The organism is Bradyrhizobium genosp. P, from assembly GCF_049949265.1.
In the GTDB taxonomy this organism is placed as follows: Bacteria; Pseudomonadota; Alphaproteobacteria; order Rhizobiales; family Xanthobacteraceae; genus Bradyrhizobium.
The window spans coordinates 1931482-1957119 of sequence record NZ_CP188195.1; the positions used below are offsets into that span (position 1 = coordinate 1931482).

General features: G+C 58.1%; 20 protein-coding genes and 2 pseudogenes. 15 read left to right on the forward strand and 7 right to left on the reverse strand.

Translation table 11 applies throughout. From position 1 onward, the window contains the following. Positions 1–6: 6 nt before the first annotated feature. The 3 genes from ACP2YO_RS09535 (at position 7) to ACP2YO_RS09545 (ending at position 2729) form a co-directional block, all read left to right on the forward strand. The gene (locus ACP2YO_RS09535; RefSeq protein ID WP_426440635.1) at positions 7–300 is read left to right on the forward strand and encodes a methyltransferase domain-containing protein; all 294 of its coding nucleotides are present in this window, start codon (positions 7–9) and stop codon (positions 298–300) included. 56 nt (positions 301–356) lie between these two features. Further along, positions 357–614 (forward strand): ferredoxin, encoded by a 258-nt coding sequence (locus tag ACP2YO_RS09540; protein WP_426440636.1) that lies wholly within the window; start codon positions 357–359, stop codon positions 612–614. A gap of 225 nt (positions 615–839) precedes the next feature. Further along, entirely contained in the window at positions 840–2729 is a 1890-nt protein-coding gene (locus ACP2YO_RS09545) for an AMP-binding protein (RefSeq protein WP_426440637.1), read from the forward strand. A 1599-nt stretch (positions 2730–4328) separates the two neighbouring features. On the opposite strand, the gene ACP2YO_RS09550 is transcribed toward ACP2YO_RS09545, so the two are convergent. Continuing rightward, complete coding sequence (locus tag ACP2YO_RS09550) at positions 4329–5243, reverse strand: helix-turn-helix domain-containing protein (protein ID WP_426440638.1); 915 nt, start codon at positions 5241–5243, stop codon at positions 4329–4331. Between the two features lie 786 nt (positions 5244–6029). On the opposite strand from ACP2YO_RS09550, the gene ACP2YO_RS09555 reads away from it, so the two are divergent. From ACP2YO_RS09555 to ACP2YO_RS09575, 5 genes and pseudogenes are all read left to right on the forward strand, one after another. After that, on the forward strand, positions 6030–6584 hold the full coding sequence (locus tag ACP2YO_RS09555) for a class I SAM-dependent methyltransferase (protein WP_426440639.1): 555 nt from the start codon (positions 6030–6032) through the stop codon (positions 6582–6584). A 463-nt stretch (positions 6585–7047) separates the two neighbouring features. Beyond that, complete coding sequence (locus tag ACP2YO_RS09560; RefSeq protein ID WP_426440640.1) at positions 7048–7488, forward strand: MarR family winged helix-turn-helix transcriptional regulator; 441 nt, start codon at positions 7048–7050, stop codon at positions 7486–7488. 152 nt (positions 7489–7640) lie between these two features. After that, positions 7641–7972: pseudogene (locus tag ACP2YO_RS09565) on the forward strand (aldehyde dehydrogenase family protein); the annotation flags it as partial. Positions 7973–8007: 35 nt separating this feature from the next. After that, positions 8008–8193, forward strand: a pseudogene (locus ACP2YO_RS09570) (aldehyde dehydrogenase family protein); the annotation flags it as partial. Positions 8194–8532: 339 nt separating this feature from the next. Next, positions 8533–9762 (forward strand): cytochrome P450, encoded by a 1230-nt coding sequence (locus tag ACP2YO_RS09575; RefSeq protein WP_426440641.1) that lies wholly within the window; start codon positions 8533–8535, stop codon positions 9760–9762. A gap of 508 nt (positions 9763–10270) precedes the next feature. Here ACP2YO_RS09575 and ACP2YO_RS09580 read toward each other — a convergent pair. From ACP2YO_RS09580 to ACP2YO_RS09590, 3 genes are read right to left on the reverse strand one after another with little or no spacing between them, the layout of a single operon-like run. Beyond that, complete coding sequence (locus tag ACP2YO_RS09580) at positions 10271–10573, reverse strand: YciI family protein (RefSeq protein WP_426440642.1); 303 nt, start codon at positions 10571–10573, stop codon at positions 10271–10273. Positions 10574–10619: 46 nt separating this feature from the next. Beyond that, positions 10620–10940: a 2Fe-2S iron-sulfur cluster-binding protein gene (locus ACP2YO_RS09585; protein WP_426440643.1), complete on the reverse strand. Its 321-nt coding sequence runs from the start codon at positions 10938–10940 to the stop codon at positions 10620–10622. A 57-nt stretch (positions 10941–10997) separates the two neighbouring features. Continuing rightward, positions 10998–12029 (reverse strand): NAD(P)H-binding protein, encoded by a 1032-nt coding sequence (locus tag ACP2YO_RS09590; protein ID WP_426440644.1) that lies wholly within the window; start codon positions 12027–12029, stop codon positions 10998–11000. A 473-nt stretch (positions 12030–12502) separates the two neighbouring features. Here ACP2YO_RS09590 and ACP2YO_RS09595 point away from each other — a divergent pair, with 473 nt between their 5' ends. Together ACP2YO_RS09595 and ACP2YO_RS09600 are read left to right on the forward strand one after the other, a co-directional pair. Next, the gene (locus ACP2YO_RS09595; RefSeq protein WP_426443113.1) at positions 12503–13744 is read left to right on the forward strand and encodes an ABC transporter substrate-binding protein; all 1242 of its coding nucleotides are present in this window, start codon (positions 12503–12505) and stop codon (positions 13742–13744) included. A gap of 108 nt (positions 13745–13852) precedes the next feature. Then, on the forward strand, positions 13853–15700 hold the full coding sequence (locus ACP2YO_RS09600; RefSeq protein WP_426440645.1) for an AMP-binding protein: 1848 nt from the start codon (positions 13853–13855) through the stop codon (positions 15698–15700). A gap of 644 nt (positions 15701–16344) precedes the next feature. On the opposite strand, the gene ACP2YO_RS09605 is transcribed toward ACP2YO_RS09600, so the two are convergent. The 3 genes from ACP2YO_RS09605 to ACP2YO_RS09615 all read right to left on the reverse strand — a co-directional run bounded on the left by ACP2YO_RS09605 (position 16345) and on the right by ACP2YO_RS09615 (position 18892). Further along, positions 16345–16707 carry a helix-turn-helix transcriptional regulator gene (locus ACP2YO_RS09605; protein ID WP_426440646.1) on the reverse strand — a complete coding sequence of 121 codons (363 nt, stop codon included), beginning with the start codon at positions 16705–16707 and terminating at the stop codon, positions 16345–16347. Positions 16708–16825: 118 nt separating this feature from the next. Further along, positions 16826–17947, reverse strand: coding sequence for an IS630 family transposase (locus ACP2YO_RS09610; protein WP_426440647.1), 1122 nt, complete (start codon positions 17945–17947; stop codon positions 16826–16828). 291 nt (positions 17948–18238) lie between these two features. Next, entirely contained in the window at positions 18239–18892 is a 654-nt protein-coding gene (locus tag ACP2YO_RS09615) for a hypothetical protein (RefSeq protein ID WP_426440648.1), read from the reverse strand. A 744-nt stretch (positions 18893–19636) separates the two neighbouring features. Between ACP2YO_RS09615 and ACP2YO_RS09620 the strand changes: the two genes are divergently transcribed. From ACP2YO_RS09620 to ACP2YO_RS09640, 5 genes are all read left to right on the forward strand, one after another. Further along, positions 19637–20251, forward strand: a complete 615-nt coding sequence (locus tag ACP2YO_RS09620; protein ID WP_426440649.1) for a hypothetical protein — start codon at positions 19637–19639, stop codon at positions 20249–20251. A 594-nt stretch (positions 20252–20845) separates the two neighbouring features. Next, on the forward strand, positions 20846–21646 hold the full coding sequence (locus ACP2YO_RS09625; protein WP_426440650.1) for a response regulator: 801 nt from the start codon (positions 20846–20848) through the stop codon (positions 21644–21646). A gap of 454 nt (positions 21647–22100) precedes the next feature. Continuing rightward, positions 22101–23702 carry a GMC family oxidoreductase gene (locus ACP2YO_RS09630; protein WP_426440651.1) on the forward strand — a complete coding sequence of 534 codons (1602 nt, stop codon included), beginning with the start codon at positions 22101–22103 and terminating at the stop codon, positions 23700–23702. Between the two features lie 235 nt (positions 23703–23937). Beyond that, positions 23938–24219, forward strand: coding sequence for a hypothetical protein (locus ACP2YO_RS09635; protein WP_426440652.1), 282 nt, complete (start codon positions 23938–23940; stop codon positions 24217–24219). A gap of 514 nt (positions 24220–24733) precedes the next feature. Beyond that, the gene (locus ACP2YO_RS09640) at positions 24734–25351 is read left to right on the forward strand and encodes a hypothetical protein (protein ID WP_426440653.1); all 618 of its coding nucleotides are present in this window, start codon (positions 24734–24736) and stop codon (positions 25349–25351) included. Positions 25352–25638 lie beyond the last annotated feature (287 nt).

Below are 25638 nucleotides of genomic sequence, written 5' to 3' on the forward strand. Positions count from 1 at the left end.
AAACCCATGCGTAGACATGTGAAAAAACCCAATATTCGGGTGATAACCACAAACGCTCCTCCCTCTGAACTGGGCGACTCCGGAATTGAAGTGAGTCCACTAAGATTTCGCGTCATCTCGGTGCAGGACCTTACCGCAGAAGTCCTGAAGCGGTCCGGCATAAAGCGCGGCATGCGTGTTCTCGACCTCGGATGCGGCTCTGGTGACGCATCTCTCTTGATCGCCAAGATGGTTGGTCCTTCTGGCCTGGTGGTCGGTGTCGATGAGTCGGCGCAAGCCATTGATGAGATAGAGAGATGAGCCAAGATAGCAAGGCTTTGCGCTGGTGCCCGGCGCTTGGTCCCTCATTGGAGCGGATGAATGAGCAGTGCACCGAATCCGCTTCAGCTGCTTCAGGAACAGCGCAGGGGAAATCGCTTCGTGTGCGAATCGATCGCGATCGCGGCCAAGGCCACCATCGATGCAAGGCTTTGGCGCCGGAGTTGTTCGAACTTGATTCATTGGGAAAAGCCCATCCGGTCGGCGACGGTCGCGTCGCGCCCGAGCTCGAAGAGAAGGCGTGGCTCGCGCGAGCCAATTGCCCAGAAGCGGCGTTGGACGTCACGGAGGAGTAGCCGGTCGTGTCTTGCAAGAACTGATTCACGTGATCGAGAAGTAGTGACGTTACAAATGCAAGGCGATTCCCGCGAGTTGAAATTCTCACGCAATGGAGTGTCGCCACACTGTAGCTCGACTTCCCGCGGGAAGACCTTCGCGGCCCGCGAGTGTCGCCCGTCTTTTGTGATGATCTGCAACGCTACAGCGGAGCCGCCGCGGATATCGAAAGGAGAACGCCTGTGATGCCAACTCTCGATCACCTCGCTTCTGTGCCATATTGCCCGATGCCCTCGCCGTCGACCGATATCGAGGTGACGAGAAGGGAAGACGGCACGCTGATCCTACGATCGCGCATTATGCTTGCGGGGGTGAGCGGGACGATTTGCTCATACCTCCCGCACTGGGCCAGGGAAGCGCCGGATCGCGTCTTTCTCGCGCAACGAACAAGCGACAATGTGTGGCAGCAAATCAGCTATGGCGAATTCTGGTCTCGGGTGCGGTCGGTGGGGCAGGCGCTGATTGATCGCGGAGGAGCAGGAGGCGATACGCTGGCCATCCTGTCCGGAAATTCAATCGAGAATGCCGTGATCCAGTTCGCCGCGATGTCGGTCGGTCTGCAGGTCGCGCCGATCTCGCTAGGCTACAGTCTTCTACCTGGTGGCCTCAGCCGCATCGAGGAGATCGCCAAGGTCCTCACGCCAAAGTTTGTGTTTGCCCAGAACGCCGATCCCTATGTGCAAGCCCGCGGCATCCGCGGCTTTGCGCAGGCCGAATGGATGACGGCCGAGAGGGCGGCCGGTACCACGCCGCTGTCGGAGCTATGCGGCGCGACGCCCGGCCGCCTATTTGAAGCGAGGTTCGCGGCGGTCGGACCGGACACAGTCGGCAGAATCCTGTTTACGTCGGGATCCACCGGGTCTCCCAAGGGAGTAATCAACACCCACCGCATGATGTGGAGCGCGGTGCAGATGATCGCTCAGGTCATGCCGGTCTCGCATCCGCCGGTGCAGCTCGAATGGCTGCCCTGGCATCACACGATGGGTTGCAACATCATTCTCAACGGCATCCTGAAGAACGGCGGCTCGCTCTACATCGACGATGGTCGGCCGACCCCCGAGGCGTTTGACCGAACAATCGCCAATCTGCACGATGTCTCTCCGACGGCCTCTTTCAATGTCCCCGCCGGCTACGCGCTGTTAGTCGCCGCTCTCGGTAAGGATCCGGTGTTGAGAAGCAAGTTTTTCGCTCGCCTCGAACGAATGATGTTCGCCGGCGCGGCGATATCGGCGGCTGTAATAACAAGGCTTCAGGAGCTTGCGGTCGAGGCCAGGGGCGAGCGAATTCCGATTCTGGCTGGATACGGTGCCACGGAAACCGGGCCAACCATCTGCGGATCTTATCGACCGTGCGAGGGCCCGGGAGAGATCGGCCTGCCGGCACCCGGCGTCGAACTCAAACTGGTTCCGGCGATGGACGGTTACGAGGCGCGGGCGCGTGGCCCGAACGTCATGCCCGGCTATCTCGGATTGCCCGAACTATCCGCGGCAGCGTTCGACGAAGAGGGCTTCTACCGGGTAGGCGATGCGGTCGCGTTCATCGATCCCGCCGATCCGTCCCGCGGGCTGAAGTTTTCCGGGCGTCTCTCCGAGAATTTCAAAATGATGAATGGCACATGGGTGCTCGCCGGCAACCTGCGCACAGCCATTCTGAACCGGATGGGCGGCGTGCTGCAAGATCTGGTCGTCGGAGGCGAGAACCGCGATTCGCTCGTTGCGTTGGTCTGGCTCAATCCGGACCGTGCAAAGCAAAATGCCATCGGCGCGACAGGCACAGACGCCGTGGAGACCCTTGCAGCGGATCCCGGCGTTTGCGCATACATCCATCGGGTTCTGGACGAGCACAACCATGCAGCAACGACCAGCGCGCGGATATCGGCCGTTGCCATCCAGATCCAGCCGCCGTCGCTCGCGGCAGGCGAGACAACGGACAAGGGGTACATCAATCAGCGCGCGGTCTTGAAGAATCGTGCCGCCATCGTCGACAGTCTCTACGCCGGAGCAAGTGCGCCGCACATTATCCGCCTTCGCTCTCATCCACGAGCATTGTCGAGGGCCGGGAGTGCCGTCACGTGAGTTGATTGCATGACCCCTTCCTTTATGTTTGCTGGACTCCACAATACTCCTCCGATCGGCTGCCGGCCTTGGATGCTCGCGCAGGTGAGCAGCCAAGGGAGACAGCTGTATTTGTTTTTGGCCGGCATGGATCACTCTGGCGCGGCGCTGCCCATGAGGAAGTGGATAATTTGATGGGAACAGCGCACGTTGCGCCTCCTCGTCAAACTCTATTTTGAAAGGGTGGTCTTTGCCCACGGCCCGGGCACGGGACACCGCCGGTCGGGCGTCTACGGCCGCAAACCACCGCATAAGGTCAGAAGTGTATCGCGAGCGAGCCAATCTGGCCGGTCCGACAGCAAAACAACGCTCTCCTGCTCGCGTGGCGGTCATCGCACGCACCGACGTTCCAGCAGGTGCGCGGCGTGCTCCAAACGACTGGAATAAATTAATTCGCTGCATGTACAGCCGCGCGCCGTTAGGAGCTTCTGGACGTAGCGTAGCGAAATCCCCGATCGGCTCGCGAGGTCCAGCCTCCAGTGATCTAACTTCTCGGCTGGTGATGGATTTGGAACCAGGTATCACCGCACGACGGGAATTTGATGGCAGAATCATCCAGGCCGGGCCCGCCGGATGCTCCCCCGAATAACGACATGCAAACAGAGTTAGCAGCAGAAATTGCCACGGCGGTTTTAGGAATGGAGCTGGTGACGCCATCCGACGCCGCTTCTTGGAATCCGTCGTCGAGCCGCACGTCCTTCCTCAAGTGCGGGAGCGGCAGGACTTGTGAATCAACAAGGTGCTCGTGTCGCCAATAATTTAAAACTTGTTAGGCGACTACCCGCTTTAGGCGACGGAGGCTACAGGCGAACGGCGCAAGCTCTCAAACGTCCGAATTCTTCAATCCATATTCAAAGCGCCGACATAACTTCGTTCATGCGAGTTGAACGAGGCGAGGTCTGATATGTGTTGTTCCAAAGGTCAAAAGGACGATTTTTGCGTTGCTCCGCTTCAGATAAAACATGATGCACCGGCGAGCTTAGGCCAATCAATTCCGCCGAAAGGATTGGACAGTCCCGGTGCGCAGCCCCAACTGTACCAAGCCTTATCGATTACACGGGACCATGCCTGGCGGTTGCAAAGGGTTTTCAGTACCGCGACGGCTATTGTATTTTCAGCCCTGGCTCCCGCCGCGCTGATGACAGCAATTTGGAGCGATCCAAAGCTCGCGCCGCTGGTGTTTGTCTTCACTTTGGTTATCGCGCTCAGTCATGCAGTTCTGCTGGGACTTCCGATCTTCTTGATTTTTCAGTCACGGGGATGGATCGGGATCACAGCATGCGTTGTGCTCGGTTTTGCGATCGGAGCCGTTCCAGGCGGCATTCTAACCTTTCCAGTGTCAGATTTCGCCCTTTATGGGAGCGCTTGGACCGCCGGTACGCCGACGGCGATTAGCGGGCTAAGTACAGCTGCAATATGGGTCAGCTATGTCAGGTCTCTCATGTATCTTGGCCTGCTCGGAGCCTTTGGAGGATTAGTATTTTGGGTCGTCCTGATGTCCTCGGGCGCATTAGATCAACATGGTGGAAAAAACTCGATGCTGGGGAAGCGCGCGCCGAGTCACCAGAAGAAATATTCATGGGCGATTGGAGCGCCGTTCGACCCGTCCGCTACTAAACCTTGTTCCGCCGAGACCGGCAACAGCGCGCGTTCGGGCGGAGCTCCGAGGACAGCGTTGAAATCGTTTATCATGTGGGCCTGATCGGCAAAGCCGCATCCATAGGCAATATCAGCCCAAGCCGATCCACGAGTCCGCTCGACCAACACCTTCTCGATTCTTGCACAACGTGCAAATTTCTTGGGGGTTACGCCAAATACGCTACGAAACCTGCGCAACAGTTGCCGCTCGCTTACGTGCAGGTCCGCGGCAAGCCGATGAACGCGTGTTGAAGGATTACTCCGCAAGCAGGCTGCAGCGTGACATATCATGGGATCGGGTTCGCGCGGACAGATGTGAGCGCATAGAAAGTCCGCTACTGCCGCCACTCTCTCTAAGCTAGTCGGCGCTTCGGAGACGGCCTCTTCAAGAAGCTTGACTTCGTGAGCATCGAAAACGTCGCCTAGATCGACTTTGGTATCTGAAAAACACTGCAAGTGCTCGGCGAACAAGAGGGCGCTGGCTTCCGGTTTAAGCCTTACCATTATTGCACCGAGCGGGCCGGGAGGACGTATCGTGCTAACTCCGGTATCTAGCTTTGTTATGATGCTGTAATATCGCCTGTGCTGATTGTTTGTGTCGAGGAACTTCCGAGAAGATCTCATGGCTTCACGGTATTGAACTATCAAATAAGGTGCCGTGCTGGGCAGCACCTTGATCGCGAGAGCCCGAGCCATGTCCGAATCAGGGTAGTCCCAATCCGAGATGTCTTCAACGAAGCTGGCGAGCTTCGGAAAGTTTTCACGAACGCTAAGCCGCCGGAACGGACAAATGGCGGCGGTGCTTCTGTTCTCACTGAGCAAAATCGGCTGCGACATCTCGTTCGTCCCATTTCATTTAGAGACTGGAGATGGTTCAAGCGCGGCCCGGCGATTGGCTGGCGCCATTCTCTTCTTGGCGTGGGCTTGATCTGCAGTCATCGACGGCATCGTCTCACGGCCGCGAACCGTAATCGTGCGAGGTCGCTGGCCCTTCACTGTGACGACGCTGCAAAGTGATTGTTGGCGCATCTGAGACTCCCGTAAATGTCTATCCGGGTAATGACTTAAGTGCTGCTCGTACTATTCCGCTAGTGGCTGCGAGTTCTTTTGCCGTACGCCAACCCGTCGATTTGCGACTAATCACACTCGCGGGTGGCAGCTCATGCAAGCCATTTGTCGTTACGCTAGTAACAGTAACGGCTCTGTTATCCGCTGGTTGAGACGAAGGGCCTTGTCGGATTTTTTCAATTGCATCCTCGTGCTGATCTCTATTCGTAGCTCAGACGATACGGAAGCCGTCTTGCAGTGTTCCGGTCGAATGAAGGAATGGAGCGGGAAATGGGAATAGGTGTAATTGCTTGCTCTGATGGTGCGTTCTGCACAGTTGCAACTTCGCGCGGCGCGGAAAGCTGCAAGCTTAGCCAGAACGATTCGGCGGTCATCGATCTCGATCGTCTTCGCACCGCGACAGTGCGCGCTCCGCCTGGTGAAAGTGCGTTTGGGCTCAACACATCCGATCTTTATCGCCTAACTACAGTCCGTCGATCGCTATTCTCGATTGAGATGATGGCGCGGACCGCAGTAGCGAGAATATTCGGCAGCCGGAACAAGCGGAGGCACCCAATGCGTGAACTCCCGAAACAGCTCAATATGCAGATGGCAACAGCAAACGTACCTCCCTCTGAGCCGGGTGGCTCCGGAATTGAAGTGAGCCCACTAGGATTTCGGGTCATCTCGGTGCAGGACCTTACCGCAGACGTCCTGAAGCGGTCCGGCATCGAGCGCGGCATGCGTGTTCTCGACCTCGGATGCGGCTCTGGTGACGCATCTCTCTTGATCGCCGAGATGGCTGGTCCTTCTGGCCTGGTGGTCGGTGTCGATGAGTCGGCGCAAGCCATTGATGAAGCTGAAAAGCGCGCAACAGTCGCCGGCCGTTGCTATTGGATGCGGTTCGTCAGGGCGAATCCCGACACCTTCGTTCCCCCTGAACGATTCGATGCTGTCGTTGTTCGGCTGAGTCTCTTGCGCCAAGGTGAACCCGCCACTTTCCTGCGGCTCTCCGCCTGCGTTCGCCCGGACGGAGTGATCATCGTCGTCTCTCCGGCAGGCCAGTCGCAAATGCCGATTCGATCCTTGATCGAAATGGGCCGGCTATTGTCATGGGCGCGGGGTTTGTGAGTTGCATAGCGCTCGAATGTCTGTTTCACGGCATCGATCTCGTCGAGGCGGGCGCCGATTGCTAGATGTTTGGCTGGAGACAAAATGATGCAAAAGAGCATTGCAATGGCGAGGAGGAAGAAAATTGCCTTGGTCGCTCACGACAATTGTGAATCGGCGCATCAGAGTGACCCCGCTCAGATCAATGATGTCAGTGCTTATCGCGCCGATCGGCGTCGGGACCCCGCGCCGATCTACACGCAGCTACTTTCACGACCACCTGTGTCCCCGACGGCGTCGGCTCGGCGACTCATCAAGGACTCCTGCACGCTTTCACCGGCGAAGAGCCCGGTTGAAAATAGGGGTATATAAGGATAACATATCAGAGTGGACGCGACCGGCAACCCTTAAAGTTGTGGTCTGCAACCGCGAATTTCCGTAGAAGGAACTTCAGTATCGAATTGGATAGAACGGGAATGAGACTTTGAGCGTAGAAAAGCCAGAAAAATGTAATTGCAACGAGGTGCGTCGTGCCGCCAGGCATCTTTCTCGGTTCTACGACATGGCGCTCGCACCTGTCGGTCTAAGGGCGACACAGCACACACTGCTCCGTCACCTTGCTGATTTTGGGCCGTCCACAATGGCGCAGCTCGCGCAGCGAATGGCGATGGATAGGGCGACCATGGGCCACAACCTCCGTCCGCTCGAGCGAGACGGGCTTCTCAAAATCGCGATTGACGATAACGATCGTAGATCGAGGGCTGTCTCGATCACATCTCTTGGCCGAGAGCGGCTACGGCAAGCGCGTCCGTTCTGGCGCCAGGCTCAGTCAACCTTCGAGGCAGCCGTCGGTGTCGACGTAGGCAAAATCCATGCGCTCATGGAGCGCATCGTGAATACGCCCTTGTTCGACCGCGAAGCATAACCGAAGGAATCGCGATAATCGGATAAGATTGTTCTCGAAGGTCACGCCGCAATCGAATCGGAAGGCTGCGGCGCGCCTGAGCGATCGGGACCTGCAATAACTTCTTTGCCCGGGTCTCGCACGGCCTTGATTGTTCGTGACCGCCGCAGCATCGTCAGCCTACCGGTGTTGTCGGCATGATTACGCCATGCGAACTGGCCGATCAACCATATCATGGTGAAGGTTGTACCCGGGTTAGCTACCGGTTGCACACTCGTTCACAACCCTCCGAAATCGCCCCAGTCAATGCTCATGTACTGGCCGACATCTTCCATGAGACGGGAGTTCTAAGGGTGTTTACGACATTGTCGACGGCAGGGGACCGGTGGTCGGTCCAACCATATCCGGCCATCCCGGCATCGATATCTCCTTTACCGGCTCGACGGCCGCTGGCATCGACGTGGCCAAGCGTGCTGCAGATACAGACAAGCGGGTTCATCAGGAGCGGTTTATGGCCTTGTCGCCTAGGTTCAGTCCGAAAGTGATGTTCGAGCCGAGTCGGTGGCCCGTCGGTTCCAGGCCAGGATGGTCTACATCAACGGAGCTTCAGAAGATTCTGAAGCGCCATTCGGAGGATACAAAATGTCGGGGAATGGCCGCGAGCGGAGTGAAATCGCGTTCGGAGAATTCCTTGAGACAAAGGCTATCATCGGAAAAGCCGCTTGATCCTTCGTGCGCCGAAAACCACTCACCGATGGCTGAAATGAACCTAGAGCGTAAAGGGCGGTGCACGTCGACTCGTACCGATCGGAATTGGTCCGAGTGGATCGGGCCGAAGCTTGAAAAGCTTCCGCCCGCCGATCTCGGTGTTCTGCTCCGCCCTGTTTTAGCAACGCCGATATCCTTGCGATGAACACGTGAGCTTATCCGCTGCCTAAATCTCGGCCTGCCATTCCGCCGCTTACGTTAGGTCTAGACATGGTTTGATAATATGCTTATATGCCCCTAACGAGCATCTAAAACATTGGCGCTTCCAAAGATAAGCGCGACAATAAGGAGACTAGTATGCGTGGTATGCGGAACTTCGGTGTCGCGTCTGGTCGCGACGCAGTGTTTGCGATGCCGCTCGAGGACATCGATCCGGTGGACGCGGAGATCTTCAAGAACGGAACTTATCTCCACCATTTCGAACGGCTCCGCAAGGAAGACCCCGTCCACTATTGCGACCGAAACGAGCACGGACCGTACTGGTCGATCACCAAGTACAACGACATCATGTATGTCGATACGAACCACGCGCTTTTTTCGTCCGAGCCGACCATCACCTACAAGACGGCCTTCGAGAATCCACTGCCAATGTTTATCGCAATGGACCCGCCTCGTCATGAATCGCGGCGGAAGGCTGTGACGCCAGCTTTCACCGGACCAAACCTGAAGATCCTTGAAAAGCTAATTCGTGAGCGCGTCGGACAGATTATGGATTCGTTGCCGCACAACGAGACATTTGACTGGGTAGATCGAGTGTCCATCGAACTGACATCGCAGATGCTCGCAACTTTGCTGGATGCGCCAGCTGAAGATCGCAGAAAGCTGATTCATTGGTCCGACATCGCCACCTCGGCCGAGGTTTTCGACGAGAGGCGCCGCAAGGAATTGCTTGAATGCGGAGAATACTTCACGCGTCTCTGGAACGAGCGCGTGAACGCGTCTCCTCGTCTGGATCTCATTTCCATGCTGGCCCATGGCGAAGCGACGCGAAATATGAGCCCGATGGAGTTCCTGGGAAACATGGTGCTGTTGATCATCGCCGGCAACGACACCACGCGTAACTCGATGAGCGGCGGCGTGGTTGCCATGCACGAGAGTCCGAAGGAATTCGAAAAGCTGCGGGCCGATCCAGCGCTTGTCGGCAACGCCGTGTCGGAAATTATCCGGTGGCAGACACCGCTCGCTTATATGCGCCGCACGGCGAGCCAAGATGTGGAGTTGCGCGGAAAGACCATAAGAAAGGGTGACAAGGTTTTGCTGTGGTACGTGTCGGGCAATCGAGACGACGAGATCATAGAGAACCCCGATGCTTTCTTGATCGAACGAGCCCGCGCCAGACAGCATCTGTCGTTCGGTTTCGGTATCCATCGTTGTATCGGCAACAGGCTGGCAGAAATGCAGCTCCGTATCGTCTGGGAGGAGATCATCAAGCGCTTTCGACGGATCGAGGTCGTTGCAGAGCCGGTTAGAGCTCCATCCTCCTTTGCAAATGGTTACACCTCGCTTTCCGTTCGCATCGCTGCGTAGTCATGAGGACCGCGCCCGCAGGAGCCGCCTCGGGCGATATCCTCGAGATATAGGTACGGTGCCCATCCTGTGCATCCGTGGCGGCTGGGTATCGCGTGGTTTTACCGGACATCCGGGGATATGGACAAAGCGAAGCGACAAAGGGTCCGGCCAGTTGCTCATTGCCGGCAGCCGCGATCCCATAATCGCCGGTAGTTAGGGGGGGCAGCTCTGCAAGCTCTTCCGGAACTGGTACCCGGGGTGAAGCAAGTGCTCATTCCTGACGGTGGGCACTGGATACAGCAGGAACGGCCGAAGAGGTCAATCGCGCGCGTTGATCGAACATCTGCAGGTCGTCCGTAATCGTCGGGTTGCCAGCTCCCAGTTTGGAAGACCGCTTGCAGGATGCAGCCGAGGAACAAAATGGATCTTTCGCAATGAGCCGGGCGGTGCACCATGTCGTACTCGACCCTATGCGGCGGGGTTAGCCTCGCGTTGAGGTCAACTTCGAAAAGCCAGGCCGCCAGAACTAGATCGCTGGCCAGCGCAACTGCCTCATGCGGAACTGCTCGTATCTTGCGCCCGTTCCGGCGAGAATCATCGGATCGCGTTCAAGCAGCGTTGCGAGGTCGTCACCCTCTTGAAGAACAAAAAGCGACAGCCCGAATCCCCCCGCTGGATCCTCCACAGGGCCGTGAGCGATCACTTTGCCCAGTGTCAGCAACGACTGCAGATATTCCCCATGAGCCTTCATTAGCTGTGCCTCAGCTTCCGACATGGTGCGGATAAAATCCGGACGAGGCGGGTAGAACTTGCAGAAATGGTAACGCATGTCTGATCTCTTTTGGTTCCAGGAAATGTCCTGCGGCTTCGCTCTTCTACTGCTGGCTTTCAGGCATCGCGACTAGCAGGCCGTCCAAAGCCGGAGTCACCTTGATCTGACAGGACAGACGGCTGTTGTTCTCGACACCGTCAGCAAATTCGAGCATCTTGCTTTCGGCCTCGGAGCGTTCGCCCGTCGCTCCAAGCCAATCTTCGTCTACATAGACGTGACAAGTCCCGCAGGCGCAGTTGCCGCCACAGTCGGCGTCGATGCCCGGAACGCGATTCGCTATCGCGCCTTCCATAACGGTCTGGCCAAGATCCACCTCGATAACATGCATTAAGCCGCTATGCTCGACATAGGTGATCTTGACCATTTCATTTCCCGCGATGCGATCTAAGGCCTTACAGTCCGGGTGCTCAGGCTCATCCGCTCAAGCAAACGCGCGCTTTGGATTGAGGTCCTTGACCTCACGGTGTTGGATATGATTGGGCGTTCCCTTGGCGAAACGCCACGCTTCCGTCTCGATCACCTGTCGGAACGTCGTGGCCTTACGTCCAAGCAGCCTTTCTACATCATGCGTCACCTCCGCGATGTAGCGATCCCCCGCATTCTGCATCGCAAGATTCGTTAGATGAAGAGCAGCGTGGTCGGTGATTTGAGGCATGAGTTTGTACATGTTCTTCCGAAACTCCTCGAGCGTCCCCGGCACATATTGAATTGGCCGAGCAAGTACGGCAGAAATGTCATCTGCAAATCCATGCATGTCCTTGCGTTCCGCTCCGGTTAGTTCGTATGACTTGCCGGCATGTCCGGCCGGATTGGACAGGATCTCGACACAGACGTCGCTTACATCCACCGTCGCCACGGGCGCCGTCTTGCCGAGACCAAAGGGCAGCCTGATCGTGTCGTCTTCCTTGATCGTCATCGCCGGTATCCAAAGCGTAATCGGATTCTCGACGAACATGGCCGCCTGAATATGTGAAACCGGCAGCCCCGACCAATCCAGCGCACGCTCGCCGACCCAGTGCGCGCGTTGCTGGGGTGACCACTGAACGTCCGCGCCCAGGACCTGGACACGTTGCTCCTGCGGCGCCGACATCGTCTCGAGCGACATATAACATTGCTCGTAATCGGACATGTTCACAAAGATCTCGGTTCCTCCTTCCGCCTTGGCGGCTGCAGCAAGCAATATTGTAGCGTCTGCGTAGGATGGATTGAGACTCATGCTGAAATACACGCGCCGAACGCCTTTCATGGCAAGGGTGACGTCGCGCGGGTTGAGTAAATCGCCGACGAAAACCTCGGCTCCGAGATCGCGCAAATTTTGTGCCCGCTCGTCGTCGATGCGGACGAAACCACGAACATTAAATCCGCGATCCAGTAGCTTCTTCACGATCGTCCGGCCGACCGATCCCGTTTGACCTCCCGCGCTGGTCACGAGAATAGGCGTACTCTTGCTCATTTTGCTTCCTCCTGCTCACGAGCGTCTGTCTGGTCGTTATTGTGCCTGTCGATCGTAACAGTAGATCGGACAAAATAAGGGCATATGAGACATATAGCGCGGATCGATATTGGTATGCAAGACCTGACGCAATCGAGGGGCGAAAAACTGATGAGTGCGCAGCAGATCCAGTGACCAATCGCAGCGGGTCTCGACAGGCGAGTGGGCATGTCCTTCGTTTCTTGGTCTGGCGCTTGCTTCGGAGGGACGGGGTGTGTCGCTGAGTCAGGTGGCTTCTGTCGAGCGTCCCCACGAGCTTTTATTTCGAGGGCGAACCGATGGTCTCCGAATAGCAGGTCTGGACATAGGGGCGTATATAGTCTTATATGCCCCTAAAAGAGGAGCATTTTCACATTGGTGTTGAATTGGGGGAGGCGAGCATGGATGGTATAGGGAATTGCAGTGTCGCTTCGGTTCGCGACGCAATTGCTTCGATGCCGCTCGCGACCATCGAGGGGCGCTCCAGCGGGCTGCGATTTGCAGCTGCGATTGCAATTATCGTCGCAAGTAGCAGCATTGCAGTTGCCCAGAAGAAATACGACGCGGGGGCTTCTGACACCGAGATCAAGATCGGCAATATCATGCCCTATAGCGGACCGGCCTCCGCCTATGGCGTGATGGGCAAGACGGAAGCCGCGTATTTCGATAAGATAAATGCGGAAGGCGGAGTGAATGGCCGCATAATCAAGTTCATCAGCTACGATGACAGCTACAGCCCACCAAAGGCCGTGGAGCAAGCGCGCAAGCTGGTGGAGAGCGACGAGGTTCTCCTGGTCTTTGGCCCGCTCGGCACGTCCTCAAATTCCGCGATCCAGAAATATCTCAACGGCAAGAAGGTCCCGCAGCTCTTCGTCTCCTCTGGCGCCTCCAAATGGAATGACCCTCAGCATTTTCCATGGACCATGGGTTGGCAGCCTTCCTACCAGAGCGAGGGGCGGGTCTTCGCGAAGTACGTCCTGAAGGAAAAGCCAGGCGCCAGGATCGGAGTGCTCTACCAGAACGACGATTTTGGCAAGGAATATCTGAAGGGCCTCAAGGACGGTCTTGGCGCCAAGGCTCACATGATCGCTGCCGAGGAAAGCTATGATGCTGCGGAACCCACGATCGATAGTCATCTCGCGAAGCTGAAGGCTTCGGGTGCCGACGTCTTCATTAGTTTTACCACCCCAAAATTCGCAGCGCAGGCGATCAAGAAAATTGCCGAACTCGAATGGCGACCGATCCAGCTTCTCGCGGGCGTGTCAGTTTCCGTAGGCGCCGTCATAAAGCCCGCAGGTTTCGAGAACGCGCAAGGTATTCTTTCTGTCGGTTACATCAAGGATCCGTCCGATCCGCGATGGGAGAACGATTCCGGCATTAAGAAGTTCAATGCGTTCTTTGAGAAGTACGCTCCTCCGGGAACCAATAGAAACGACGGCTTTGTCGCCTACAGCTATTCTGTGGCCCAGACGCTTGTGAAGGTGCTCGAAATGTGTGGGGATGATCTGACTCGGGATAACGTGATGAGGCAAGCCGCAAATCTAAAGGGATTTGTGCCTGACACAGTACTTCCCGGTATCACACTCAACACCTCACCAACCGATTTTGCTCCAATGAAGCAACTGCAGGTCTGGAGATTCAAGGGCGAAACTTGGGAGCCCATCGGTGGCGTCATAAGCGCGGATCTCAGCGAATAGCCACGTCTGAACAGGTCGTCGGCACGATCCGCGGCTCAGTACCGAGTGACGCTGTGCTTCCGTCGCCGGCTCAGACCGAGTGGCTACATCAAAAATGGAAGGGCGGAAATGCAGGCTGCACCCTATAAGGAATTACCGTTTCCGCCAGTTGAGCTGGATGTGACGCGGCGAGCCGATGGCGCAATAATCCTGCGATCGCCGCGGCCTTTGACCAATGTTGCGCGAAGCGTCTGCGACTACCTTCCCAAATGGGCGTCCGAAGCGCCGGACCGAATCTTTCTCGCGCAGCGCGATAACACCGGAAAATGGCGAGGTGTGAGCTACGCCTCCGCGTGGCGAATGGCTCAGTCGTTTGCACAGGCCCTTCTCGAGCGCGGCTACAGGCGAGGGGATCACCTTGCGATCCTTTCCGGCAATTCCATTGAGCACGCGATTGTCACTTTTGGAGCGATGTGCGCGGGCTTGGCGGTCGCGCCGATATCACCAAGTTACACCCTTTTGCCGGGTGGCCTTGATCGGCTGGCGCACATCGGTGAGCTGCTCCACCCGTCGCTCGTGTTCGTTCAGCAGCTTGGCCCCTACCGCAGCGTGATGGGTCTTGCCGGATTCAGACAGGCCAGATGGATCGCAACCGAGCGGACCGATCAGGTCATGCTGCTGGATGAGCTCTTGACGAGCAGGCCAGGTGCGGGGTTCGTACAAGCTTTTGACAGCCTCGGCCCCGATGATGTTGGAAAAATTCTGTTCACGTCCGGTTCGACTGGCCTACCGAAGGGCGTCCTCAATACGCATCGCATGATGGCAAGCGCCGTTGCAATGGGCGCGATGGTCAGCGGGCTCGGAGAACCGTCGGTTCAGCTGGAGTGGCTGCCCTGGCATCATACGATGGGCGGTAATGCGACGCTCAACAGCGTCCTCAGGAATGGCGGATCGCTCTATATCGATGACGGTCGTCCAACCTCGGACGCGATCCATCGGACGATCGCAAACCTTCGGTCGGTATCGCCCACATCGATGATGAACGTCCCACTCGGTTGGGCCTTGTTGGTGGACGCCTTGAAGTCTGACGGCCAGTTGCGCCAGGCATTTTTTCGCCGACTTCAGAGGTGCATATATGGGGGTGCCGCAATGCCCAGCACGACCTTGGATGCGATGCAGGAGCTGGCCGTTAGCACAATCGGAAGGAGAATTCCGTTCGTGAGCGGTTACGGAACGACCGAAACCGCTCCTGGGATCTGCTCAACGCAGTGGCCAAGCGAAGAATCTGGCGAAATCGGCGTGCCATTCCCCGGCCTCGAAGTGAAGCTCATTCCGGTTCGCGACTGCTACGAGATTCGTGTGCGTGGCCCGAACGTAATGCCGGGATACTTGAAGCAGCCCGAAGCAACACGAGCTGCCTTCGATGAGGAAGGCTTCTATTGCATCGGAGATACGGTTACCTTCGTCAATTCGGACACGCCGAGTCGCGGGCTCCGTTTTTCCGGACGCCTATCCGAAAGCTTTAAACTGACCAACGGAACCTGGGTTGTAGGGGGCGACCTGCGGGTCAAGTTGCTCAACGCTTGCGACGGCGTACTTAGAGACGCGGTGATCGCCGGCGAGAACCGAGACGCCTTAACCGTTCTTGCCTGGATCAATCCAGAGCGCGCGGCCACGCTGGCGTCAGATAAGCAATCCGGAACAGACGTGGCACGTCTATCACGAGACCCCGGCGTGCTCGCCTATGTCTGTCGGGCCTTCGAGGCGCACAATCAGAGCGCCAGTTCGAGCAACCGGGTTTCAGCATTTATGCTGTTGGACGAACCGCCGTCACTCGGGAAGGGGGAAATTACCGATAAAGCCTACATCAATCAGCGAGCCGTACTCGCCAACAGAGCCGCCCTCGTGGACGCACTTTACGCCGAAAGTCCCGAAAGCGGGGTTGTCATTTGCGCAGGTTCTGCGCCGGGCTCATAGGAGTGGCTGCTCCGTTCTAGATCACCTCGAGATCAGGCGAGCCCTTTTAGGTTGAGGAACTGCGATCTCTCGGTCACTGTCGCGTCAAGGGTCGGGACTGGCGCCATGTCTTCGGTGACGGACTGGCTCATGCTCTGTCTCCTGATCTTGCCCTCATCCCCGGTTGATATCGGCGATCGGAGACTGCTGGCGGGACCACATCTTCCAGAGTGTGAGCCGGTCGTCAGTTCGCAGAGGGCGAGCCGCATGCCTCCGCTTCGCGACTATTGTCACCAGCGGTCACACAACACTCGCTACCAAGCGTCGCTGCTCCTAACTTGGGCCGGACTTCCACCGGCTGGATCGCTCCAGCTTGCGGCTGGCGCACCTACTCGATTAGTGAGGCGCCCCCCTTATGTCGGGCAGACCCAAAGAGGCGGTCGGTAGCGATCTGGATGCGGAGATTTGATCTGTTCGGCCTGGGTTAGCCGATTCCCGATTCGTTTAATCGCGCCCTGCGCCTTTGGTCCGAGCCGGGCTCGCGATATGGATCGTCGCGAGCTGGGATCCGGTCGTGCGGGGCGTCGATAGAGGCCTCAGTCGCCTCAGGCGCGCGTATGCGTGGGCGGGCAGGCAAACTCCGCTACGGCGATGCCACCCGAGCGCTAGGCGTTGCGAGCGAATAATGAATGCTCACTTGCACCGGCGAGCACTATTCGGGCGCCATTAGCACCGCGCGCTTCGAGATGGGCACTCGGGGTATGACCAAACCGATTCCGGAATCTCCTTGCGAAATGAGCATAGTCGCGGAAACCGCACGCGTATGCGATTTCGGTGAGATGATGACCTGTCTCGAGCGACGCCCGACGTTCCAGAAGTTGCGCGGCGTGATCCAAACGAATGGAATAGACTAATTCGCTGCATGTACAGCCGCGCGCCGTCAAGAGCTTCTGGACATAGCGTAGCGAAATCCCCGTTTCGGCTGCCACCTCGGCGGGGCCGAAGTCCGGATCGGCGCAGCGATCCATTATGACGCCCCGGATACGGGCGAACAGCCTGTCCGCATGACGGGAAACAGGCCCCGGATCAGAGGGCGCAAACAGGGCGCCAAATAGATCGTAGAGGGCTAGTACCTCTGCACAGTGATTATGACTCTTTGGAAGCGTCTGGGTAGGCTCGGCCCATTTTTGCGCGGGCTTTTTCTGTCGTGAACATCCATTTGATGCGGGAGCGTGCAGCATTTCTCTGCCGTTCCCAAGCGGTGATTTCGCGGCGCAGTCGCTTGGGGTCGTCGATCCTGCGAGCGAGGCACTGTCCCCGCAAGACGCCGATCTCGATCTCAACCATGTTGAGCCAGCTTGCGTGCTTGGGAGTGAAGTGGAACTCGATCCGCCGCAAGATCCGTCTGGCTTCGGCGGGCGGAAAGGTCTGATACAGGGCGCCGGCGGAGTGGGTCGATAAGTTATCCTGCACGACCCGGATGGTCTCGGCATCGGGATAATGGATGTCGACGAGGTCACGTACGCATTCGGCATAATCTTTTGCCGCTCGTCGCTCTGTAAGTTTGACCTTGCGCCAGGGACGATGCACGTCGAGGAGAACGAAGAGATTGACCGTCCCGTTGCGACGATACTCGTAATCGTAACGTTCGAGCCGGCCCGGCTTCATCGGGATTGGCTGACGGACCTCGCCGATGAGTTGCACCGGACTTTCGTCGAGGCACACGACCGGCCGCTTGGGATCGGGCACCTCGGCATAGAGATCAAGCACGTCCTCCATGCGGGCGACGTATTCGCCATCGACCTGCGGAATGCACCACATATCTTTGCGCCATGGTTTGAGGTCATTTTCCGCCAGGCGTCGCCGAACCGTCTCGTGCGACAGGCTGTCGTGTTCGGTGAGATTGACTATCGCACCTGCCAGCAGCTTGAGCGTCCAGCGGGCACGGCCCTTTGGGGGGCTGGCACAGGCGGTCGCCACCAGCAAGGCTTCTTCCTTGCCCGTGAGTTTGCGCTCCGCTCCGGGACGCGGCTCTTCGCTCAGCGCCCGCTCCAGATTGCCTTCCACGAAGCGTCGCTTGGTCCGGTACACGGTCGAGCCGCTCACGCCAACGCTCCTGGCGATCTCCTCGTCGCCGGCCGCGGCATCGGCAGCCAGCAAAATCTGTGCTCGCTTGAGCTTGCGGGACGCATGCTTGCCGCCGCTAAGCAGCACCTTGAGTTCGGTCCGCTCGACTTGGCTGAGTTCGACCCGATAGCGTACATTCATGCCTGCCTCCTTGATCGAGGCACGCACGAACAACTGAATCGGATGGCCGGCGTGAGTCCTTCGGCAAAAGCCTTCACGCCCAAACAGGGGCAGTACCTCGCCTTCATCCACCTCTATACGCGTCTGCACCGCAGACCCCCGGCGGAAACCGACATGCGAGAGTATTTTCGCGTCACCCCGCCTTCGGTTCACCAAATGGTGCTCTCGCTCGAGCGAGGCGGCCTCATCAAAAGGCAGCCCAGGACACCTCGTAGTATCGAAGTCCTCGTTGATCCCAACGACCTGCCGGAGCTAATCTGACCGCCGACCCAACCCGTCAAAATCACTGTGCAGAGCCACTAGTCGCATGTGGGGGCCGGTTGGCACAGCTATCGATTGATCGTCTCCAATGCCGTCGAGAACGAGCTGCCAGAGGACGCGCGCTGCCGCCGTTCCGCCGCGCCCGTACAAGCAAGCCTGCGGCTCGAATCCGAGATGAGAAATGAGCGAGTGGCGCGGCAAATATATACACAGCCATTGCGAACCGTTTTCAGATAGACGCGTCGAAGGGCGCGCCCCATCGATGAGTCCAATATCTCCCACGGCGAGTTGCACAGTGTGCTCGTTCTGGGTCACCGCTGACCGACCGGCGACCTGAAATGATGCACAGTACCAATCCACGTCAGCGAGGCGAACATCACGGCGCGTCCGCTCGAACCGGTAAGTGTTGCCGCCATGATCCGCGGCCGCAAGCCCGCATTGGATTTTGATCGCGGCTGCTGCGACCCCGTAAACGCTAACTCGTCGCATCCAACCGGCAGAAGCATTGCGGTCGATCACTTCATGATCGCCTCCGCACGTCGAGCCGAGCAAACCCGCCGCCGCGCAAATAGGCGATATAGATGCCGACCAGTCCTCGAAGTTCAATTGCGGGGTGCCGACGAAATCACAGCTTTGTTGCACCATGGTCTCCATATTTACAGGTATACGAGCACTATTCACTGTTCGCCTCGGAGTTGGGCACCGCCACGCGCGAGTTCCAGTAGCGGCACGAAGATGTGTGCTGGACTTGATCTTACGATCCGGGCCCCCGGGTAATTAGTAGTACGATGACGGCTTTTGAGTTTTTGTTCGGCGGAAGCACGCACACATCCTGGAAAAAGGTCTCGATCTGCCGGCCACATGAAGCACCAGGCGCGCCTTGCTGGATTAGACAGCCACTGCTGCTCTGTAGGACCTGGTTTCGCGGGAAAGGGGACAGTGCGCGCTCGTACCCGGTCAAAGTACGCGTGGGGCTCACCACTTCTGACCTCTGTCGGTCTATTTCAGTCTCGATATCCGTCGCAGCCGGCTGCTCGACGCGCGCTGAATATTGTCGCCCCGTACCGGCGCGCCCGCTATCGCGCTCTGAGCAAGCCGGTTCCAGCGTGTCAAATCACTTGCGGGACCGACTATTCCTATTTCGGTTTAGGCCGGTTCAAGGATTTGGAAGAGATTAGTCTGTCCGTGGCCGAATTGGAGTCCATCGGGAATGCCAAGCATCTCATTCCGCGAATTCGAAACTAAAGAGCAAGGGCCGAGGTCGCCAGGGTCTTTGACGCCTCGCCCCAACCCGAGAAGCCAAAGATGAGGCCTGCACTGGGAAAAACAATTCTGATCGGCTTGGTCCTGCTTTGGCCATTCGGTTCGGGGAGTGCGGATGACGGTGCCATGAAACGGACGATTCCCTGGCCGGACAATTTTGTCAGCCGTCTTGAAGCGCTCACTCTGCTGCAGACCTTGAACGCCGACCTGCTCAGTCATGACAGCGCGACCCTCACTCTCGAACGATGGTGCGACACCCATCATATGGCGTCGCCGGCGCGCATCGTCGCCGAGCGGGTGAAGGGCGCCGACAAACGGCCGACGGCGGAGCAACTGCAACTGCTCGGCGTGAGTACTTCCGATGCTGTCCGCTATCGCCGGGTGCGGCTGCACTGCGGCGCTTATATCCTTTCGGAGGCGGACAACTGGTATGTACCGGCTCGACTGAGCAATGACATGAACGGGCTGCTCGACACCACCGAGACTTCTTTCGGCCGGGCAGTCCAGCCTCTGAATTTTCGACGCCGAACCCTGTCAGCAAAACTGCTCTGGCTGCCTCTGCCCGAGGGCTGGGAAACTGGTGCATCCATCTCAGACAGAAATCCCGCAATGCTGCCGATTCCCGATGCGGTGCTCGAACATCGTGCTGTCTTGACACTGCCGAATGGCACACCGTTCAGCGAGGTGGTCGAGACGTATACGGGCGATATTCTGGCATTCGCACCACCGTCGGGACCTTAGGTGTGCTCTCGAAAGAAGACTGCGCCCGAGACCCCCGGCGTCCTATTTGATGATCAGAGGAACGCTCAGAGCGAGTCCATAGCCCGATGTGTGAAAGGAAAGACAGTGATGTTGTTGATCGAAGGAGTTGCGTTCGCGGTAGGTTTGCGGATGCTCGCGGTGTCAGTGTACTTCATCGCCATCGAAGCCATCAGAAAAGCGAAGCGGTCACAATAAGGTTTCCCTACAGGGGCAGCAGAGGTCTGAACTGCCTTCGTTATCCCCTCTGACGGCGTACTTCCGGCTCTTGCCCAACGAGCAGACATTCTCGCCACCTGAACGCGACCATCAATGCCGTGCGTGCTGACGAGGCTGGTCCGTGGTTCGCCTTCGGAAATGCTCGCTGCTTTTTCGGTCAGGCTCTCAGGTCCGCTCTCGAATCGCGTAAAAGGGGAAAACTTCTTTGTGCGTCCTCGACACGTATCAAAGTGCGTCTTCGACATATGACATCTGATTTCGAGCGAATAGATTTCCAACGAAGGGACTCACTTCCGATTTCGTGTTCAGGCCTAGACCTAGGTCCCGGTTGGTGGCGGCCAATTCAAGAGTCCGACTATGTTGGCAGATGTAGGTCGTATCATTGTTGTTGATGATGATCCCGCCTTGCGGCAAATGGTGATCGGATATCTGGAAGAGCATACTGTGCCGACCAGGGCAGCGTCCAATCGGGCTGAACTGCGCTGCCATCTTGAGAAAACGCAGCCCAGTCTGATCATTCTCGACCTTCGCCTCGGTCAGGAGGATGGGCTCGATTTGCTGCGAGAAATCCGTTCGCATTCTGATGTGCCTGTCATCATCACCACCAGGCACCGGCCCGACGAAATCGATCGCATCGTCGGCCTTGAGCTCGGCGCCGACGATTACATCATCAAACCGTTCAGCCTGAGAGAGCTCCTGGCGCGTGTCCGCGCGGTGTTGCGGCGTCAGGAGATCGGACGGGCCGCGCGCGCCCGCGATCCCGAGCGCGGCGGCTACCGCTTCAACGGCTGGAAGCTCGAGCGCCGCGGCCGCAAGCTGATCGACGCCAACGACACTTCGGTTCCCCTGAGCAAGGGGCAATATACCTTACTGCTTGTTTTTCTCGAAGCGCCGCTGCGCCCGCTGACTCGCGAATACCTGCTACAGGCGACCCGGGTCCATGACAATATTTTTGACCGGAGCATCGACATTCAGGTGTTGCGGCTGCGGCGCAAGCTGGAGACTGACCCGAGCGCGCCGCGCGTCATCCAGACCGAGCGCGGCGTCGGCTACGTCTTCCGAATCCGCCGAGCCATTCTAGGATCCATTCGCCCCGTCGAGACGGGCGATGGAGACGCTCAACGCATTTGCCTCGGTCTCCCCTCGCAGGCGGGCTGAGGAGAGCGCGTCGGCGGCCGCCTGCTGAGCCGCAGGCCACGTCTCTGTGCGCACTGCGCGCAGCCGGGCAGGCTTCGGATCTCGAGTAATTGCGGTCGACTTGCCTGACCAAGCCGTAATTGACGGACCAAACCGCCTGGGCACAGGATGGTTTGGCCGTACTACTTGGATGATCATCCGAGAGCGCGCCGCTTTATGCTGGCGAGCATCGGCCAAGGTCTGTGGCCGATAAATGCGTGGCCGAGTTCGGCCATGAGTAGTGCGCGCCCAATGCAGGCGAAAGTGCGCCATCGGCTCTCGACGTCCAACCTCCAGCGATCCAACTTCCTCGGCAAATAACTTCCCATGGGCCGCCAGTCCGATGCCTGGCTACGACCGTAGCGCGCTGGGCTGAGCCTGAAATCACATTGAAGCAAGGGCTCGGCAGGCTGATCAGGGATCTTGGAGTTCACGCATGATCGCGAGACAAGAATTTGACTACATCATCGTTGGGGCCGGGTCGGCCGGATGCGTGCTCGCCGCGCGTCTCAGCCAAGATCCCGTTGTCAGGGTAGCCCTGGTGGAGGCGGGAGGACGGGACGATGCGCCGGAGATCGCCATGCCCGTCGCCTTCCCGCAACTGTTCAAGACGAAGTACGATTGGGACTTCGCGACCGAGCCGGAACAGGCATTGCGCGAGCGGCGGATCTACCTGCCACGTGGCAGAACGCTGGGTGGCTCTTCCGCGATCAACGCGATGATATACATCCGTGGAAACCAAACTGATTTCGACGGTTGGGCAAGCGAGGGCGCAACGGGGTGGTCGTATCGAGAAATGTTGCCCTACTTCATCAGATCAGAGAGCAACGAGCGAGGCGATCCCACCTATCATGGGCATTTCGGGCCCCTGAGCGTGCAGGACAGCCGCTCTATGCAACCACTTGTGGACCACCTGATCGACGCGGCGGTACAGTCGGGCCATCGGGCTAACAGTGACTTCAACGGTGCCGAGCAGCTTGGGGTCGGGCGTTTTCAGCTCACCCAACGCAACGGAGTTCGATGCAGCGCCGCTGCCGCTTATCTCCATCCGGCGCTCGATCGGCCGAACTTGCGCGTTTTCACGGATACCCTAGTGCTGCGCTTGTCGTTCGAGGGACACCGAGCCATCGGTGTGTCGGTCCATCGCGATGGCCAGGAGGAAACGTTTTTCGCCGGAAGCGAGACTATCCTCGCAGCCGGCGCCTACGGCTCTCCGCAACTTCTCATGCTTTCTGGCATCGGACCGGCCGACGACCTCACCCCATTTGGAATTCAACCGATCGTCGATCTCCCAGTGGGGACGAACCTGCAAGACCATCCGGAGGTGCCGATAAGCTACCTGACCGATGAGAAATCACTTTTCGGCGCTGGCTCCGCCGACGATATGGCTCTCTATCAAGAGGGCCGTGGCCCGTTGACCTCGAACATCGGGGAGGGTGGCGTGTTCCTGTCAACGTGCGGCGACGAGCGCGTGCCGGACTGCCAATTCCACATCCTGCCCGTACTGTTCTTCGACGAAGGACTGGCGACGCCGGTCGATCACGCCTGTACGATGCAACCAACGCTGTTGAAGCCGACCAGCCGCGGCAGAGTCACGTTGCGGTCGGCGCGCCCCGGCGCGAAACCGCGCATCTCCCATAATTATCTGGCGACCGAGCACGATCGCGCCACGATGATCGCTGGAGTCCGGTCGGCAATGGATATCTTCCGGCGACCCGTGTTGTCGAAGGTGCAGCGTGCACCCTTCTCTGTTCCAGCATCCGACTCGGCAGCGGACATCCTCGCATTTATCGCCGAGAAGACAGGTAGCGACTACCATCCCTCGTGCACCTGCGGGATCGGCGGCGTCGTCGACTCGGATCTCCGGGTTTTCGGTACTGAAGGACTCCGTGTGGTCGATGCGTCGGTGATGCCGTCAATCGTCCGCGGCAACACCAACGCCGCCGTGATCGCGATCGCGGAGAAGGCGGCAGACATTCTGCTCGGGAAGGAACCTGCAGCGGCGGAGCGACGAGATGTAGATATGCGCGCGTGGTGAGCGGTGGCATGTTATCAAGCCTTAAACGAGGCGCGCATAGGCGGCATTGCCATCGGATCGTGCGCTCCTGTGCCGCTGAGCATTCGCCATCCCTCACAACGTCTAGCGCTCAAGGCTACATTGCCTAGCGGATTGCCTGCCGGCCCACGCAGGGCCAAGTAACACGCGCGCCGAGGATTGAGGCGGAACGATTGAAAGCGATGTTCGTGCAGATGAAAAATCAAGGGAGTTCATGATGAACGAAAGCGAACTGAGGCTTGGGGCGCGTCTCGCCGCAATCGAGTATTTGCTAAGCGACCTTTGGGCTAAATTGTACATGCTCAGCAATGCGACCAACGCGAAGGTTGAAGCGGCGCACACCAGCACTATCGAGCGCTTTACCAAGCAAACCTTTCCGGGGATGGATTCCGCGTTGGGTGATGCTTTCGCCGCAGAACTGGAGGAGGCCGTTGTTCGTATTTTGTCCATGCAGAGAACGATGCTTGGTGACCTGAACAAAAAGTTGGGGCGAACCTGATTCCGGAGGATTGCATGACCTTTCTGGATTTACGTCGACACACGCCCCTGCGTGGTCGGATCAGCTTCCACGGTGCGAGAAACGCTCAAGAGCCAGGTCGTTGAGGCCGGCGTGACATACGTCATGTGCCAACTCGCTTTCGGAGATCTTCCGCTCGCTGCATCGCTCCAAACGATCTCGATGATGCAATCGAGCATCCTTCCCGATCTCACTCGATCTGTTAGTCGAAGTTGATGAGCACTTACATTGCAATGCGAAGCCGGCGAGTTGAACTTCTCACGCAATGGAGCATCGCGCATATTGATGTGCCTTGAACACGGTATCGCCGAGGAATCAGGTCTCGATGGATTCGAGCTAATTTCGACCTCCGAGGGACCCCGGCCCGGTCCATTTCGCGCCCCGAAGGTGAGGATGATCGCGATCCCGAGCACGCTTTCGGGTGGCGAGTATAATTCTGGAACGCTCGTCACGGACGCGCGCAGGAAGTTGAAGCAGATATTCAGGCCATCCGTTGATGATGCCGCTGTCGATCATCCTGGATCCGGAAATCACCCGGCACACCCCGCAGACCTTGTGGCTCGGGTTAGGCACACGCGCGATGGATCACGGGATCGAAGCAATCTGCTCTCCGAGAGGCAATCCGCTGGTTGAAAGCGTGTGCTTGCGCGGCCTGCGCTACCTGTACGATGGCCTGCAGGCCACCAAGGAAAATCCAGGCGATTTGGAAGCACGGCAGTTTTGCCAGCTCGGCTCGTGGATGTCCGCATTCGGACTGCAATGCCGCATCCCGATGGGGGCCAGCCACGCGATCGGACACGTGCTGGGTGGTACCTGCGATGTCCCGCATTACCTGTGCACTGCGGTGATGATGCCTAGTGTGCTGAAATACAATCAACCCGTGACGGATGAAGCCCAGAAGAAAATCGCCAAAGCGTGGCCCGCGCCGGGCGCGAGGGCCAGCGACGTCTTTGCTCAGTTCATCGGTCGGTCGGGGTTGCCCAGCCACCTCTCGGAAGTCGGTGTGACCAAGGAGAAGTTCCAACTGATCGCCGGCAACGCGATGCTGTCGATCTTCACCCGGGCCATCAAGGGTCCGGAGGATATCGCCGAAATTCTTCAACTTGCCGCGTAGCGGCCACTGCGGTTCGCAGGCCGTTGGATTGGGTCTGGGTCCAGCTTCGGCCGTCGCGGGGGGCATCCGGTGATCATCATCACATCGCCGTGCATGTGGCCGTTCTCTTACAACCGTATTCTTTTTCATCTTCCTGAAACGATGCGGTAGCGCAAAGTCTCGATGTATGGGCGGCAAACAGTGCGCGCCGGGACTGGCGAAAGTACGTCATGGGCTCATGACGACCAATCCCCGACCGCTTACATCAGTCGATGATGACAGCAAGATATGATGACAAACATATTAAT